General features: G+C 71.2%; 12 protein-coding genes. All 12 read right to left on the bottom strand.

What is annotated here, in order from left to right; genetic code table 11:
* Positions 1 to 45 precede the first annotated feature (45 nt).
* The 12 genes from metK to ACIRRS_RS28455 all read right to left on the bottom strand — a co-directional run bounded on the left by metK (position 46) and on the right by ACIRRS_RS28455 (position 13,756).
* Complete coding sequence (gene metK, locus ACIRRS_RS28510) at positions 46 to 1,254, bottom strand: methionine adenosyltransferase (protein ID WP_402976343.1); 1,209 nt, start codon at positions 1,252 to 1,254, stop codon at positions 46 to 48.
* A gap of 150 nt (positions 1,255 to 1,404) precedes the next feature.
* On the bottom strand, positions 1,405 to 2,634 hold the full coding sequence (gene coaBC, locus ACIRRS_RS28505; protein ID WP_402976340.1) for a bifunctional phosphopantothenoylcysteine decarboxylase/phosphopantothenate--cysteine ligase CoaBC: 1,230 nt from the start codon (positions 2,632 to 2,634) through the stop codon (positions 1,405 to 1,407).
* A gap of 134 nt (positions 2,635 to 2,768) precedes the next feature.
* Complete coding sequence (rpoZ, locus tag ACIRRS_RS28500) at positions 2,769 to 3,038, bottom strand: DNA-directed RNA polymerase subunit omega (RefSeq protein ID WP_188297240.1); 270 nt, start codon at positions 3,036 to 3,038, stop codon at positions 2,769 to 2,771.
* Positions 3,039 to 3,075: 37 nt separating this feature from the next.
* Entirely contained in the window at positions 3,076 to 3,633 is a 558-nt protein-coding gene (gmk, locus tag ACIRRS_RS28495) for a guanylate kinase (protein ID WP_402976336.1), read from the bottom strand.
* 49 nt (positions 3,634 to 3,682) lie between these two features.
* Positions 3,683 to 4,009 carry an integration host factor, actinobacterial type gene (mihF, locus tag ACIRRS_RS28490; RefSeq protein WP_030290269.1) on the bottom strand — a complete coding sequence of 109 codons (327 nt, stop codon included), beginning with the start codon at positions 4,007 to 4,009 and terminating at the stop codon, positions 3,683 to 3,685.
* 362 nt (positions 4,010 to 4,371) lie between these two features.
* Positions 4,372 to 5,205, bottom strand: a complete 834-nt coding sequence (gene pyrF, locus ACIRRS_RS28485; RefSeq protein WP_402976333.1) for an orotidine-5'-phosphate decarboxylase — start codon at positions 5,203 to 5,205, stop codon at positions 4,372 to 4,374.
* Between the two features lie 40 nt (positions 5,206 to 5,245).
* A complete protein-coding gene (locus ACIRRS_RS28480; RefSeq protein ID WP_402976330.1) occupies positions 5,246 to 6,352 on the bottom strand; it encodes a quinone-dependent dihydroorotate dehydrogenase in 1,107 nt (368 codons plus the stop codon).
* Positions 6,353 to 6,438: 86 nt separating this feature from the next.
* A complete protein-coding gene (gene carB / locus ACIRRS_RS28475) occupies positions 6,439 to 9,747 on the bottom strand; it encodes a carbamoyl-phosphate synthase large subunit (RefSeq protein ID WP_402976328.1) in 3,309 nt (1,102 codons plus the stop codon).
* Entirely contained in the window at positions 9,740 to 10,912 is a 1,173-nt protein-coding gene (gene carA / locus ACIRRS_RS28470) for a glutamine-hydrolyzing carbamoyl-phosphate synthase small subunit (RefSeq protein WP_402976326.1), read from the bottom strand. The genes carB and carA overlap by 8 nt, the downstream gene beginning before the upstream one ends.
* A complete protein-coding gene (locus ACIRRS_RS28465; RefSeq protein WP_402976590.1) occupies positions 10,909 to 11,469 on the bottom strand; it encodes a hypothetical protein in 561 nt (186 codons plus the stop codon). Before ACIRRS_RS28465 ends, carA begins: the two co-directional genes overlap by 4 nt.
* Entirely contained in the window at positions 11,469 to 12,773 is a 1,305-nt protein-coding gene (locus ACIRRS_RS28460; RefSeq protein WP_402976324.1) for a dihydroorotase, read from the bottom strand. The genes ACIRRS_RS28465 and ACIRRS_RS28460 overlap by 1 nt, the downstream gene beginning before the upstream one ends.
* Positions 12,770 to 13,756: an aspartate carbamoyltransferase catalytic subunit gene (locus ACIRRS_RS28455; protein ID WP_402976322.1), complete on the bottom strand. Its 987-nt coding sequence runs from the start codon at positions 13,754 to 13,756 to the stop codon at positions 12,770 to 12,772. Before ACIRRS_RS28455 ends, ACIRRS_RS28460 begins: the two co-directional genes overlap by 4 nt.
* Positions 13,757 to 13,762 lie beyond the last annotated feature (6 nt).

The following is a 13,762-nucleotide window of genomic DNA, read 5'->3' as shown; positions in this document are numbered from 1 at the left end:
CGCCCCCGGGATCCGGGAGCGGGCGCCGTCACGAGGCGTCGGACGTCAGTCCTGGACGGCCGCCTTCAGCGCGTCCACGCGGTCCGTGCGCTCCCAGGTGAAGTCCGGCAGCTCACGGCCGAAGTGGCCGTACGCGGCGGTCTGGGAGTAGATCGGACGCAGCAGGTCCAGGTCGCGGATGATCGCGGCCGGGCGCAGGTCGAAGACGTCGGTGACGGCCTTCTGGATGGTGAGGACCGGCACGGTCTCCGTCCCGAAGGTCTCCACGAACAGGCCGACGGGCTCGGCCTTGCCGATCGCGTACGCGACCTGCACCTCGGCGCGGCGGGCGAGGCCGGCGGCGACGATGTTCTTCGCCACCCAGCGCATCGCGTACGCGGCCGAACGGTCCACCTTGGACGGGTCCTTGCCCGAGAAGGCGCCGCCGCCGTGGCGGGCCATGCCGCCGTAGGTGTCGATGATGATCTTGCGGCCGGTCAGACCGGCGTCGCCCATCGGGCCGCCGATCTCGAAGCGGCCGGTCGGGTTGACCAGCAGGCGGTAGCCCTCGGTGACGAGCTTGATGCCCTCGTCGGCCAGCGCCTTGAGCTCCGGCTCCACGACGAACTCGCGCACGTCGGGGGTGAGCAGCGACTCCAGGTCGATGTCACTGGCGTGCTGGGTCGAGACGACCACGGTGTCCAGGCGGACGGCCTTGTCGCCGTCGTACTCGATGGTGACCTGGGTCTTGCCGTCGGGGCGCAGGTACGGGATCGTCCCGTTCTTGCGGACCTCGGTCAGACGGCGGGAGAGGCGGTGCGCCAGGGTGATCGGCAGCGGCATGAGCTCGGGCGTCTCGTCGGACGCGTAGCCGAACATCAGGCCCTGGTCCCCGGCGCCCTGCTTGTCCAGGTCGTCCTCATCGCCCTCGACACGGGCCTCGTACGCGGTGTCGACACCCTGCGCGATGTCGGGCGACTGCGCGCCGATGGACACCGACACGCCGCAGGAGGCGCCGTCGAAGCCCTTCTTGGAGCTGTCGTAGCCGATCTCCAGGATCTTGTCCCGGACGAGCTGGGCGATCGGGGCGTACGCCTTGGTGGTCACCTCGCCGGCCACGTGCACCTGGCCGGTGGTGATGAGCGTCTCCACGGCGACCCGGGAGGTCGGGTCCTCCCGGAGGAGAGCGTCAAGGATGGTGTCGCTGATCTGGTCAGCGATCTTGTCGGGGTGTCCCTCGGTCACGGATTCCGAGGTGAACAGGCGGCGAGACACAGCGCTCCCTGGGGTTGCAGCGGCTGCTGACTGAAGGCCCCCGGCGAACCGGGGACATCCGGAAAGACTTGATTCCTGGAGTCTAACGGTCTCGTTCCGTCAAACGTCACCCGCTTCTGGAAATAAAGATCGATCCCCGAGAGAAATAGATCACTTACCAGCCGCGCCGAGACGGTGGACCACGAGGTCCCAGACCACGTCCGCGAGAGCCTCCTTGGGGCCCACCGGAACAGGCGTCTCGGAGCCGTCCGCGCCCAGCACCACGGCCTCGTTGACGTCCTGGCCGAAGGCCTTGCCGTTGCCCACCTCGTTGACGACCAGCAGGTCGCAGCCCTTGCGGGCGAGCTTGGCCCGGCCGTTGGCGAGCACGTCGTCGGTCTCCGCCGCGAAACCCACCACCAGTTGGCCCGAACGGGCGCGGTGCGCCGACACCTCGGCCAGCACGTCCGGATTGCGGACCAGCGCGACCGGCGCCGGCTCCACGCCCTCGACCTTCTTGATCTTGCCGCTGGCGTACTCGGCGGGCCGGAAGTCCGCGACCGCGGCGGCCATGACCACGGCGTCCGCCTCCCCGGCGGCCTTCAGCACGGCCTCCCGCAGCTCCAGCGCGGTGGAGACGTGCACCACGTCCACCCCCGCCGGGTCGGGCAACTCCGCATTGGCCGAGACCAGAGTCACCCGCGCACCACGCGCCGCGGCCGTCACGGCGAGCGCGTAGCCCTGCTTGCCGGAGGAGCGGTTGCCGAGGAAGCGCACCGGGTCGAGCGGCTCCCGGGTGCCCCCGGCCGAGACCACCACGTGCCGGCCCGCGAGGTCCGTCGGCACCGGGCCGCCGCGCCGCAGCACGGCCCTGCACGCCTCGAAGATCGCGGACGGCTCCGGGAGCCGCCCCTTGCCGCTGTCCTTGCCGGTCAGCCGGCCCACGGCGGGCTCCAGCACGATCACGCCCCGGCGGCGCAGCGTCGCCACGTTCTCCTGCGTCGCCGCGTTCTCCCACATCTCGGTGTGCATGGCGGGCGCCAGCACCACCGGGCAGCGGGCGGTCAGCAGGGTGTTGGTGAGCAGGTCGTCGGCCAGCCCGTGGGCCGCCTTGGCGATCAGGTCCGCGGTGGCGGGCGCGACCACGACCAGGTCGGCCTGCTGCCCGATCCGCACGTGCGGGACCTCGTGGACCCGCTCCCAGGTCTCGGTGGCGGCCGGGCGCCCGGACAGCGCCGCCCAGGTCGCCTCCCCGACGAAGTGCAGCGCGGCCTCGGTGGGCACCACGGTGACCTGGTGACCGGACTCGGTGAACCGGCGCAGCAGCTCGCACGCCTTGTAGGCGGCGATCCCGCCGCTGACACCGAGCGCCACGCGGGGGGCGTCCACAGTCGGGTTCATCTACCGGCCTCTCCGTATCGGGAACCCGCCCACCCTACGGCCCGCCGCCCGCACCCCGGCACACGGGGCACGAAACGCCGGAGGGCCCGGCGGAAGTGATCCGCCGGGCCCTCCGGGAAGTGTCGCGAGCCGCCTCAGGCGGCGCCCTCGACCGCCTCGGCGGTCAGCATGCCCGCGTTGATCTCGCGCAGCGCGATCGACAGCGGCTTCTCGTGCACGTGGGTGTCGACCAGCGGGCCGACGTACTCCAGCAGGCCCTCGCCGAGCTGCGAGTAGTACGCGTTGATCTGGCGCGCGCGCTTGGCCGCGTAGATCACCAGGCTGTACTTCGAGTCGGTGGCCTCAAGCAGCTCATCGATCGGCGGGTTGATGATGCCCTCGGGCGCGGTCATGGAAGAGGACACGCGAAAACCTTCCGAAAGGGTGGAAAAGACAGACAGGTCAGGCTACACCGAGCAAGGCTAGCAGTTCGGCCGCTACCTGCTCGACCGAGGTGTTGACAAGAGTCGTGTCGAACTCCGACTCCGCCGCCAGCTCGACCTTCGCCGCCTCCAGTCGCCGCTCGATGACGTCCTGCGGCTCGGTGCCCCGCCCGGTGAGCCGGCGGACCAGCTCGTCCCAGCTCGGCGGAGCCAGGAAGACCAGCTGCGCCTCGGGCATCGACTCGCGCACCTGGCGGGCGCCCTGCAGGTCGATCTCCAGCAGGACGGGCTCGCCGCGCTCCAGCTTCTCCAGCACCGCCGCACGCGGGGTGCCGTAGCGGTTCCCGGCGAACTCGGCCCATTCCAGCAGTTCGCCGTTGGCGACCAGCTTGTCGAACTCGTCGTTGTCGACGAAGTGGTACTGGACCCCGTTCTTCTCGCCCGGCCTCGGACGGCGGGTCGTCGCCGACACCGAGAGCCAGACCTCGGGGTGCATCTTCCTCATATGAGCGACGACCGTGCTCTTGCCGACCCCCGAAGGGCCGGAGAGCACGGTCAGCCGCGGACGCTCACTCATGCCCCGATTATCCCGGATCGCGGACGATCCGGGCACCACGGGGGCACGATCAGGCGGCGCCGCCGCCGAACTCCCGCTCCAGGGAGGCGATCTGGTTCGTGCCGAGACCTCGGACACGTCGGCTCTCACTGATGCCGAGGCGCTCCATGATCTGCTTGGCACGGACCTTCCCGACGCCCGGAAGGGACTCCAGCAGGGCCGATACCTTCATCTTGCCGATGACATCGTTGTCGTTCTTGCCCGCCTTGATGACCTCGTGCAGGGAGGCGCCGGAGTGCTTGAGCCGGTTCTTGACCTCGGCGCGCTCCCGGCGAGCCTCGGCGGCCTTGGCGAGCGCGGCGGTGCGCTGTTCAGGGGTAAGGGGCGGAAGAGCCACGCCGTTCACCTCAGGGTGTGGAAGGTAGGAATTGAGCTATGACCGTGCGATTCCAGGACACCGTCCGCAAGGGGAAGCCGTAAGGCTCTGACCTGCGGGAGCTACGGGTTTTCGCGGCTCACCGATGACCTATCGCCGGACACTACCCGCATTGCGGCGCCGCGTCAGGAAAAGAACACGAAAAGTCCTGGTCAGCCAAGGCCGACCAGGACTTTCCCGGGCAAAATGACCGCGATTGCGAGGCTTGGGCACCGCCGATGTGACGGCGCTCACGTCAACTCCGGTGCCCCGCCGCCGTCCTGCGCACACTGCGCAGGGTCACCGACCGGATACCGCGCGGGCCACCGTCGGCCCGTACAGGGCTACTTGACGGCCTCCGCGAACCCGTCCACGAACCGTGCCGCCGACTCCCGCAGCGCCGCCACCGACGGTCCGTGCTTGAGCACGTCCCGGCTCACGCTCGGCACCACGTTGAGCACCGAGGCGCCGAACACGCGCGGCAGGTCCGCCATCGTCGCGCCCTGGGCGCCGATCCCGGGGGCCAGCAGCGGGCCGTTGATCGCCAGGTCCACGCCCGCGTCCCCCAGCGTCGCGCCGACCACCGCGCCGAAGGAGCCCAGCGGCTCGGCGCCGGCGTTCTCCGCCGCCAGCTGCCGCAGCACCGAGGCCGCCACCGACTCGCCGTCCGCGCCCACCGCGCGCTGCACCTCGCCGCCCTCCGGGTTGGAGGTCAGCGCCAGCGCGAACGCGCCGCAGCCGTTCTCCCGGGCCAGGTCCAGCGCCGGGCGCAGCGAGCCGAAGCCCAGGTACGGGCTGACGGTCACGGCGTCCGAGAACAGCGGGCTGCCCGGCGAGAGGAAGGCCTCGGCGTACGCGGCCATGGTGGAGCCGATGTCGCCGCGCTTGGCGTCCATCAGGACGAGCGCGCCGGCCGCACGGGCCTCCTCCACGCTCTTCTCCAGCACCGCGACGCCCCTGCTGCCGAAGCGCTCGAAGAAGGCGGCCTGCGGCTTGAGCACGGCCACGCGGTCGGCCAGCGCCTCGACCACGGTACGGCTGAAGGTCTCCAGCCCGGCGAGGTCGTCGCCGAGGCCCCAGGCGGCCAGCAGGGAGGCGTGGGGGTCGATGCCGACGCAGAGCTGGCCGCGGGTGTCGAGGGCCTCGCGCAGGCGGGCACCGAAGGGGGCGAGGGTCATGTCGTCTCCGTAGGTCGTGAAGCCGTAGGTCGTGAAGGGGTCAGGAGCCGGTGCGCACGGCGCTGCCGACGGCCTCGTCGAGGCTGCGGAAGCCCGAGGCCCGGAGGCGGGCCGAGAGGCCCTTGTGGAGGCGGCGGCACCAGAACGGGCCCTCGTAGATGAAGGCGCTGAAGCCCTGGATCAGGTCGGCGCCGTGGACGATCCGCTGCCAGGCGTCCTCGGCGGTCTCGATGCCGCCGACCGAGACCAGCGTCAGCCGGCCGCCGGTGCGGGCGCGCAGCCGCTGGAGGACCTCCAGGGAGCGGGCCTTGAGCGGGGCGCCGGACAGGCCGCCCATGCCGATCTCCTCGACGCGCGCGGCGTCGGCGAGCAGACCCTCGCGGCCGATGGTGGTGTTGGTGGCGATGATGCCGTCCAGGCCCAGCTCCAGGGCGAGGTCGGCGACGGCGTCCACGTCCTCGTCCGCCAGGTCGGGGGCGATCTTGACCAGCAGCGGCACCCGGTGCGCGGTGGTGCGGTCGGCGGCCTCGCGGACGGCGGCCAGCAGCGGGCGCAGGTGGTCGACGGCCTGGAGGTTGCGCAGCCCGGGCGTGTTCGGCGAGCTGACGTTGACCACCAGGTAGTCGGCGTACTTCGCCAGCCGCTCGGTGGACTTCACGTAGTCGGAGACGGCGTCGGCCTCCTCGACCACCTTGGTCTTGCCGATGTTGACGCCGATCACCGGGGTGGAGGTGGTGTGCGGGCGGGCCGCCAGCCGGGCCGCGACGCGCGCCGAGCCCTGGTTGTTGAAGCCCATCCGGTTGATCAGCGCGCGGTCCTCGACCAGGCGGAACATCCGCGGCGCCGGGTTGCCCGGCTGGGGCTCGCCGGTGATCGTGCCGATCTCGACGTAGTCGAAGCCGAGCATCGACAGGCCGTCGATGCCGATGCCGTTCTTGTCGAAGCCGGCCCCGAGCCCGAACGGGCCGGGCAGGTCCAGCCCGAGGGCCTCGGTGCGCAGCGCCGGGTCCCTCGGGGCGAGCACCAGCCGCACCAGGGTGCGCAGTCCGGGCACCGAGTCGGCGAGGCGGATCCAGAAGAAGGCCATGTGGTGCGCCTTCTCCGGGTCCATCCTCTTGAACACCAGGTTGAACAGAAGCTTGTACAAGGGGGTCAACTCCCGCGGCGAGAAGTGAACGTGGGCATGGAAGTGGGGGGCACCCAAAAGCTCCGGTGCCCCCCACCACGGTGGAGCTACTTGCGACCGGCGTTGATCATCTCGGCGTGCTCCTGGAGCGACATGACCCCGACCTCGTCGCGCAGCTGCGCGTCCATGCCCTGGACGGCCGCGCCCATCGCCTGGACGGTGGTCAGGCAGGGCACCCCGCGCGAGACGGCCGCGGTGCGGATCTCGTAGCCGTCGAGGCGGCCGCCCGTGCCGTACGGGGTGTTGATGATGAGGTCGACCTCACCGTCGTGGATCAGCTGGACGATGGTCTTCTCGCCGTTCGGGCCCTCGCCCTCGCTGTGCTTGCGCACCAGCGTGGACGGGATGCCGCCGCGCTGGAGCACCTCGGCGGTGCCGGCGGTGGCGAGCACCTCGAAGCCGAGGCCGACGAGCGCGCGGGCCGGGAAGACCAGGTTGCGCTTGTCGCGGTTGGCGACGGAGACGAACACCTTGCCCTTGGTCGGCAGAGCGCCGTACGCGCCGGACTGCGCCTTGGCGTAGGCGGTGCCGAAGACCTTGTCGATGCCCATGACCTCACCGGTCGAGCGCATCTCCGGGCCGAGCACCGTGTCCACGCCGCGCCCGTGGATGTCGCGGAAGCGGCTCCACGGCATCACGGCCTCCTTGACGGCGATCGGGCAGTCGGCGGGCAGGGTGCCGCCGTCGCCCTCGGCCGGGAGCAGGCCCTCGGCGCGCAGCTCGGCGATGGTGGCGCCGAGCGAGATCCGGGCGGCGGCCTTGGCCAGCGGCACGGCGGTCGCCTTGGAGGTGAAGGGGACGGTCCGGGAGGCGCGCGGGTTGGCCTCCAGGACGTAGAGGATGTCCCCGGCCAGGGCGAACTGGATGTTGATCAGGCCGCGGACGCCGACGCCGCGCGCGATGGCCTCGGTGGAGGTCCGCAGGCGCTTGATGTCGTGGCCGCCGAGGGTGATCGGGGGCAGGGCGCAGGCGGAGTCGCCGGAGTGGATGCCGGCCTCCTCGATGTGCTCCATGACGCCGCCGAGGTAGAGCTCGGTGCCGTCGTAGAGCGCGTCGACGTCGATCTCCACCGCGTCGTCGAGGAAGCGGTCGATGAGCACCGGGTGCTCGGAGATCAGGCCGGCGTGGCGCTCCAGGTACGAGGCCAGCGACGCCTCGTCGTAGACGATCTCCATGCCGCGGCCGCCGAGGACGTACGACGGGCGGGCGAGCACCGGGTAGCCGATCTCGTCCGCGATGGCCTTGGCCTCGGCGAAGGAGAAGGCGGTGCCGTGCTTGGGGGCCGGCAGGCCCGCGTCGCGCAGCACGCGGCCGAAGGCGCCGCGCTCCTCGGCCAGGTCGATGGCCTCGGGCTGGGTGCCGACCACCGGCACGCCGTTGTCCTTGAGCGCCTGGGCCAGGCCCAGCGGGGTCTGGCCGCCGAGCTGGACGATGACGCCCGCCAGCGGGCCGGCCTGCTGCTCGGCGTGGACGATCTCCAGGACGTCCTCCAGGGTGAGCGGCTCGAAGTAGAGCCGGTCGGAGGTGTCGTAGTCGGTGGAGACGGTCTCCGGGTTGCAGTTGACCATCACGGTCTCGTACCCGGCCTCGGCCAGCGCGAAGGAGGCGTGGACGCAGGAGTAGTCGAACTCGATGCCCTGGCCGATGCGGTTGGGGCCCGAGCCGAGGATGATCACGGCGGGCTTGGTGCGCGGGGCGACCTCGTTCTCCTCGTCGTAGGACGAGTAGAAGTACGGGGTCTTGGCGGCGAACTCGGCGGCGCAGGTGTCGACGGTCTTGAACACCGGGCGGATGCCGAGGGCGTGGCGCACCTCGCGGACGACGTCCGGCTTGAGGCCGCGGATCTCGCCGACCTGCTGGTCCGAGAAGCCGTGCCGCTTGGCGTGGCGCAGCAGCTCGGGGCGGAGCTCCTCGGCCTCGGCCAGCTCGCGGGCGATCTCGTCGATCAGGAAGAGCTGGTCGACGAACCACGGGTCGATCTTCGTGTACGCGAAGACCTCCTCGGCCGTGGCGCCGGCCCGGATCGCGTCCATGACGGTGTTGATCCGGCCGTCGGTCGGCACGACCGCCTTGGCCAGCAGCTCCGCCTTGTCGCCCACCGGGCCGGTCCAGGTGAACTGCGAGCCCTTCTTCTCCAGCGAGCGCAGCGCCTTCTGGAGCGCCTCGGGGAAGTTGCGGCCCATGGCCATGGCCTCGCCGACGGACTTCATGGTGGTGGTCAGCGAGGCGTCGGCGCTCGGGAACTTCTCGAACGCGAAGCGGGGCACCTTGACCACGACGTAGTCGAGGGTCGGCTCGAACGACGCCGGCGTCTGCTCGGTGATGTCGTTGGGGACCTCGTCCAGCGTGTAGCCGATGGCCAGCTTGGCGGCGATCTTGGCGATCGGGAAGCCGGTGGCCTTGGAGGCGAGCGCCGAGGAGCGGGAGACGCGCGGGTTCATCTCGATGACGATGACCCGGCCGTCCTCGGGGTTGACCGCGAACTGGATGTTGCAGCCGCCGGTGTCGACGCCGACCTCGCGGATCACGGCGATGCCGATGTCGCGCAGGATCTGGTACTCGCGGTCGGTGAGGGTCATCGCCGGGGCGACGGTGATCGAGTCACCGGTGTGGACGCCCATCGGGTCGAAGTTCTCGATGGAGCAGACGACCACGACGTTGTCGTTCCTGTCGCGCATCAGCTCCAGCTCGTACTCCTTCCAGCCGAGGATGGACTCCTCCAGGAGCACCTCGGTGGTCGGCGAGAGGGCCAGGCCCTGGCCGGCGATGCGGCGCAGGTCCTCCTCATGGTGGGCGAAGCCGGAGCCGGCGCCGCCCATGGTGAAGGAGGGGCGCACGACGACGGGGTAGCCGCCGAGGGTGTCCACGCCCGCCAGGACCTCGTCCATGGTGTGGCAGATGACGGAGCGGGCGGACTCGCCGTAGCCGATCTTGGCGTTGACGGCCTCGACGACGCCCTTGAACAGCTCGCGGTCCTCGCCCTTGTTGATCGCCACGACGTCGGCGCCGATCAGCTCGACGCCGTACTTCTCCAGCGTGCCGGCGGCGTGCAGCGAGATCGCGGTGTTGAGCGCGGTCTGGCCGCCCAGGGTCGGCAGCAGCGCGTCGGGGCGCTCCTTGGCGATGATCTTCTCGACGAACTCGGGGGTGATCGGCTCGACGTACGTGGCGTCGGCGATCTCCGGGTCGGTCATGATCGTCGCCGGGTTGGAGTTCACCAGGATGACGCGCAGGCCCTCGGCCTTGAGGACGCGGCAGGCCTGCGTACCCGAGTAGTCGAACTCGGCGGCCTGGCCGATCACGATCGGGCCGGACCCGATCACCAGGACGGACTTGATGTCAGTGCGCTTAGGCACGCTGGCCCTCCATGAGCTTCACGAAGCGGTCGAACAGGTAGGCGGCGTCGTGCGGGCCGGCCGCCGCTTCGGGGTGGTACTGCACGCTGAACGCGGGGACGTCGAGCGCCTGCAGGCCCTCGACCACGTCGTCGTTGAGACAGACGTGGGAGACCTCGACGCGCCCGTACGGGGTGTCGCTCACCTTGTCCAGCGGGGCGTTCACGGCGAAGCCGTGGTTGTGGGCGGTCACCTCGACCTTGCCGGTGGTGCGGTCCTGCACCGGCTGGTTGATGCCGCGGTGGCCGTACTTGAGCTTGTACGTGCCGAAGCCCAGCGCGCGGCCGAGGATCTGGTTGCCGAAGCAGATCCCGAAGAACGGGGTCTTCCGCTCCAGCACGCCCTGCGCGAGGGCGACCTGGTGGTCGGCGGTGGCGGGGTCGCCCGGGCCGTTGGAGAAGAAGACGCCGTCTGGGTTGACGGCGTAGACCTCCTCCAGGCTGGAGTTGGCGGGGAGCACGTGCACCTCGATGCCGCGCTCGGCCATCCGCTGCGGGGTCATCGCCTTGATGCCGAGGTCCAGGGCGGCGACGGTGAACTTCTTCTCACCGACGGCCGGGACGACGTACGCCTCGGTGGTGGCCACCTCGGCGCACAGGTCGGCGCCCTTCATCTCGGGCGCCTGCTGCACCCGGGCGAGCAGCTCGGCCGGCTCGGCCAGCGACTCGCCGGAGAAGATGCCGCAGCGCATCGCGCCGCGCTCGCGCAGGTGGCGGGTCAGGGCGCGGGTGTCGATGCCGCTGATGCCGACGACGCCCTGGCGGACGAGCTCCTCGTCCAGCGAGCGGCGCGAGCGCCAGTTGGAGGCGACCCGGGAGGGGTCGCGCACGATGAACCCGGCGACCCAGATCTGCTTGGACTCGTCGTCCTCGTCGTTCCAGCCGGTGTTGCCGATCTGCGGGGCCGTCATCGCGACCACCTGGCGGTGGTACGAGGGGTCGGTGAGGGTCTCCTGGTAGCCGGACATGCCGGTGTTGAAGACCGCCTCGCCGAAGGTCTCGCCGATCGCGCCGTAGGCCTCGCCGCGGAAGGTCCGGCCGTCCTCCAGGACGAGCACAGCGCTGGGACGATTCACAGGCGTGCGCTCCCGCCCTTGGTGCTGCGTGGTGGGGGCAGGTGCGGTCATCGAGTGGCCTCTTCCGTCTTCGTCTTCGTACGTGTTGCGAGTTGCGCGATCGCCTCGACCCAGGCGGCGTGCTCGTCGGGGTGGTCGGCCCGGAAGCCGGAGTCCAGCGCCGTGCCCTCGTGCGTCCAGGTCACGACGAGCAGTCCGGACGGGACGACCTTGCCGGCGATCCCCGAGTCGGTGCGGGCACCGGTCAGGTTCTCCGCCGGGATCCACAGGTCGACGTCACCGGGGCGGCGCACCAGCAGGCCGTCCTCCCCGAGGGTGAGGTCGGCCCGGCTGCGGGTGCCGAGGCCGTGCGCGACGACCCGGTCCAGCCAGTCCCCGGCGGTGGTGGTGCCGTGGTAGCGGCCGCTGGTCTCCAGGATGGTGCGCCCGGCGCGCTCCGGCACGGCGGGCAGCGGCGGCATCCCGGACTGCAGGGTGCGCCGCCAGTTCCAGCCCTGGCGCATCAGCCAGTAGACCAGGCCGATGATGATCAGCAGGCCCACGGTCCAGCCGATGTACCCGGGCCAGTCGGTGACCTTCGCCTGCTCCTTGGCCAGGTGCTGCACCATCACGCCTGACCGCCCTGCTCGGCGAGCTCGCCCGCGAGGACGGTGGCGCGCCCGCGCAGGAAGGTGGCGTGCACCCGTCCGGGCAGGTCGAGGCCCTTGTAGGGGGTGTTGCGGCTACGGGTGGCGAAGGTGTCCGGGTTCACGGCCCCACGGTACGCGGGATCGAACAGCACCAGGTTGGCGGGCTCACCGACCGAGATGGGGCGGCCCTGCCCGGTGAGACGGCCGATCCGCGCGGGGCGGTGCGACATGCGGTCCGCGACGCCCTCCCAGTTCAGCAGGCCGGTGTCCACCATGGTCTGCTGCACGACCGACAGCGCGGTCTCCAGGCCGACCATGCCCATCGCGGCCACGGCCCACTCGCAGTCCTTGTCCTCGTCCGGGTGCGGCGCGTGGTCGGTGGCGACGGCGTCGATGGTGCCGTCCGCCAGCGCCTTGCGCAGCGCCTGGACGTCCTCGGCGGTGCGCAGCGGCGGGTTCACCTTGTAGACCGGGTCGTAGCTGCGGACCATCTCGTCGGTCAGCAGCAGGTGGTGCGGGGTGACCTCGGCGGTGACGTCCCAGCCCTTGGACTTGGCCCAGCGGACGATCTCGACGGAGCCGGCCGTGGAGAGGTGGCAGACGTGCAGCCGGGAGCCGACGTGCGAGGCGAGCAGCACGTCGCGGGCGATGATCGACTCCTCGGCGACGGCCGGCCAGCCGCCGAGCCCGAGCTCGCCGGAGACCTGGCCCTCGTTCATCTGGGCGCCCTCGGTCAGCCGCGGCTCCTGGGCGTGCTGGGCCACGACGCCGTCGAAGGCCTTGACGTACTCCAGGGCGCGGCGCATCAGCACCGCGTCGTCCACGCACTTGCCGTCGTCGGAGAAGACCCGGACGCCCGCGGCGGACTCGTGCATCGCGCCCAGCTCGGCGAGCTTCTTGCCCTCCAGGCCCACGGTGACGGCGCCGACGGGCTGCACGTCGCAGTAGCCGGCCTCCTGGCCGAGGCGCCAGACCTGCTCGACGACGCCGGCGCTGTCGGCGACCGGGGTGGTGTTGGCCATGGCGTGGACGGCGGTGAAGCCGCCCATCGCGGCGGCCTGGGTGCCGGTGAGGACGGTCTCGGCGTCCTCGCGGCCGGGCTCGCGCAGGTGGGTGTGCAGGTCGACGAGGCCGGGCAGGGCGATCAGGCCGGTGGCGTCGATCTCGACGTCCGCATCGACGGCCAGGCCGGTGCCGATCGCCGCGATGACGCCGTCGACGAGGTGGAGGTCCTGCGGGGCGCCGCCCAGGATCTTGGCGTTGCGGATCAGGTAGCTGGTCACTGGGCGGTCTCCACGGAGTCGGTGCGGGGGGCGGCGGGCGCGTCGGCGAGGGTGGCTCCGCCGAGCAGCAGGTAGAGGACGGCCATCCGGACGGAGACGCCGTTGGCGACCTGCTCGACCGCGGTGCAGCGCGGCGAGTCGGCGACCTCGGCGGTGATCTCCATGCCGCGGACCATCGGGCCGGGGTGCATCACGATGGCGTGCTCGGGCAGCTGCGCCATCCGGATGCCGTTCATCCCGTAGCGGCGGCTGTACTCGCGCTCGGTCGGGAAGAACGCGGCGTTCATCCGCTCGCGCTGGACCCGCAGCATCATCAGCGCGTCGGTCTTCGGGAGGACGGCGTCGAGGTCGTAGCTGACCTCGCAGGGCCAGTTCGCGATGCCGATGGGCAGCAGGGTCGGCGGGGCGACGAAGGTGACCTGCGCGCCGAGGGTGGTCAGCAGGTGCACGTTCGAGCGGGCGACGCGGCTGTGCAGCACGTCGCCGACGATCGTCACCCGCCGCCCGGCCAGGTCGTTGCCCAGGCCCGCGTTGAGGTGGCGGCGCATGGTGAAGGCGTCGAGCAGCGCCTGGGTGGGGTGCTCGTGGGTGCCGTCACCGGCGTTGATCACACTGCCGTGCAGCCAGTCGGACTGCGCCAGCCGGGCCGGCGCGCCCGAGGCGTGGTGCCGGATGACGACGGCGTCGGCGCCCATCGCCTGGAGGGTCAGGGCGGTGTCCTTGAGGCTCTCGCCCTTGGACACGGAGGAGCCCTTGGCCGAGAAGTTGATGACGTCGGCGGAGAGCCGCTTCTCGGCGACCTCGAAGGAGGTCTTGGTGCGGGTGGAGTCCTCGAAGAAGAGGTTGACGACGGTGCGGCCGCGCAGCGTGGGCAGCTTCTTGACGGCCCGACCGGAGAGCTGGGCCAGCTCCTCGGCGGTGTCCAGGATCAGCAGCGCGTCGTCACGGGAGAGGTCTGCGGTGGAGACGAGGTGGCGCTTCACGCGGGT

It is taken from the genome of Kitasatospora sp. NPDC101183, from assembly GCF_044767945.1.
Taxonomy (GTDB): Bacteria; Actinomycetota; Actinomycetes; order Streptomycetales; family Streptomycetaceae; genus Kitasatospora.
The sequence above is the reverse complement of the archived record's forward strand: the minus strand, read 5'-3'. Positions and strand labels throughout refer to the sequence as shown.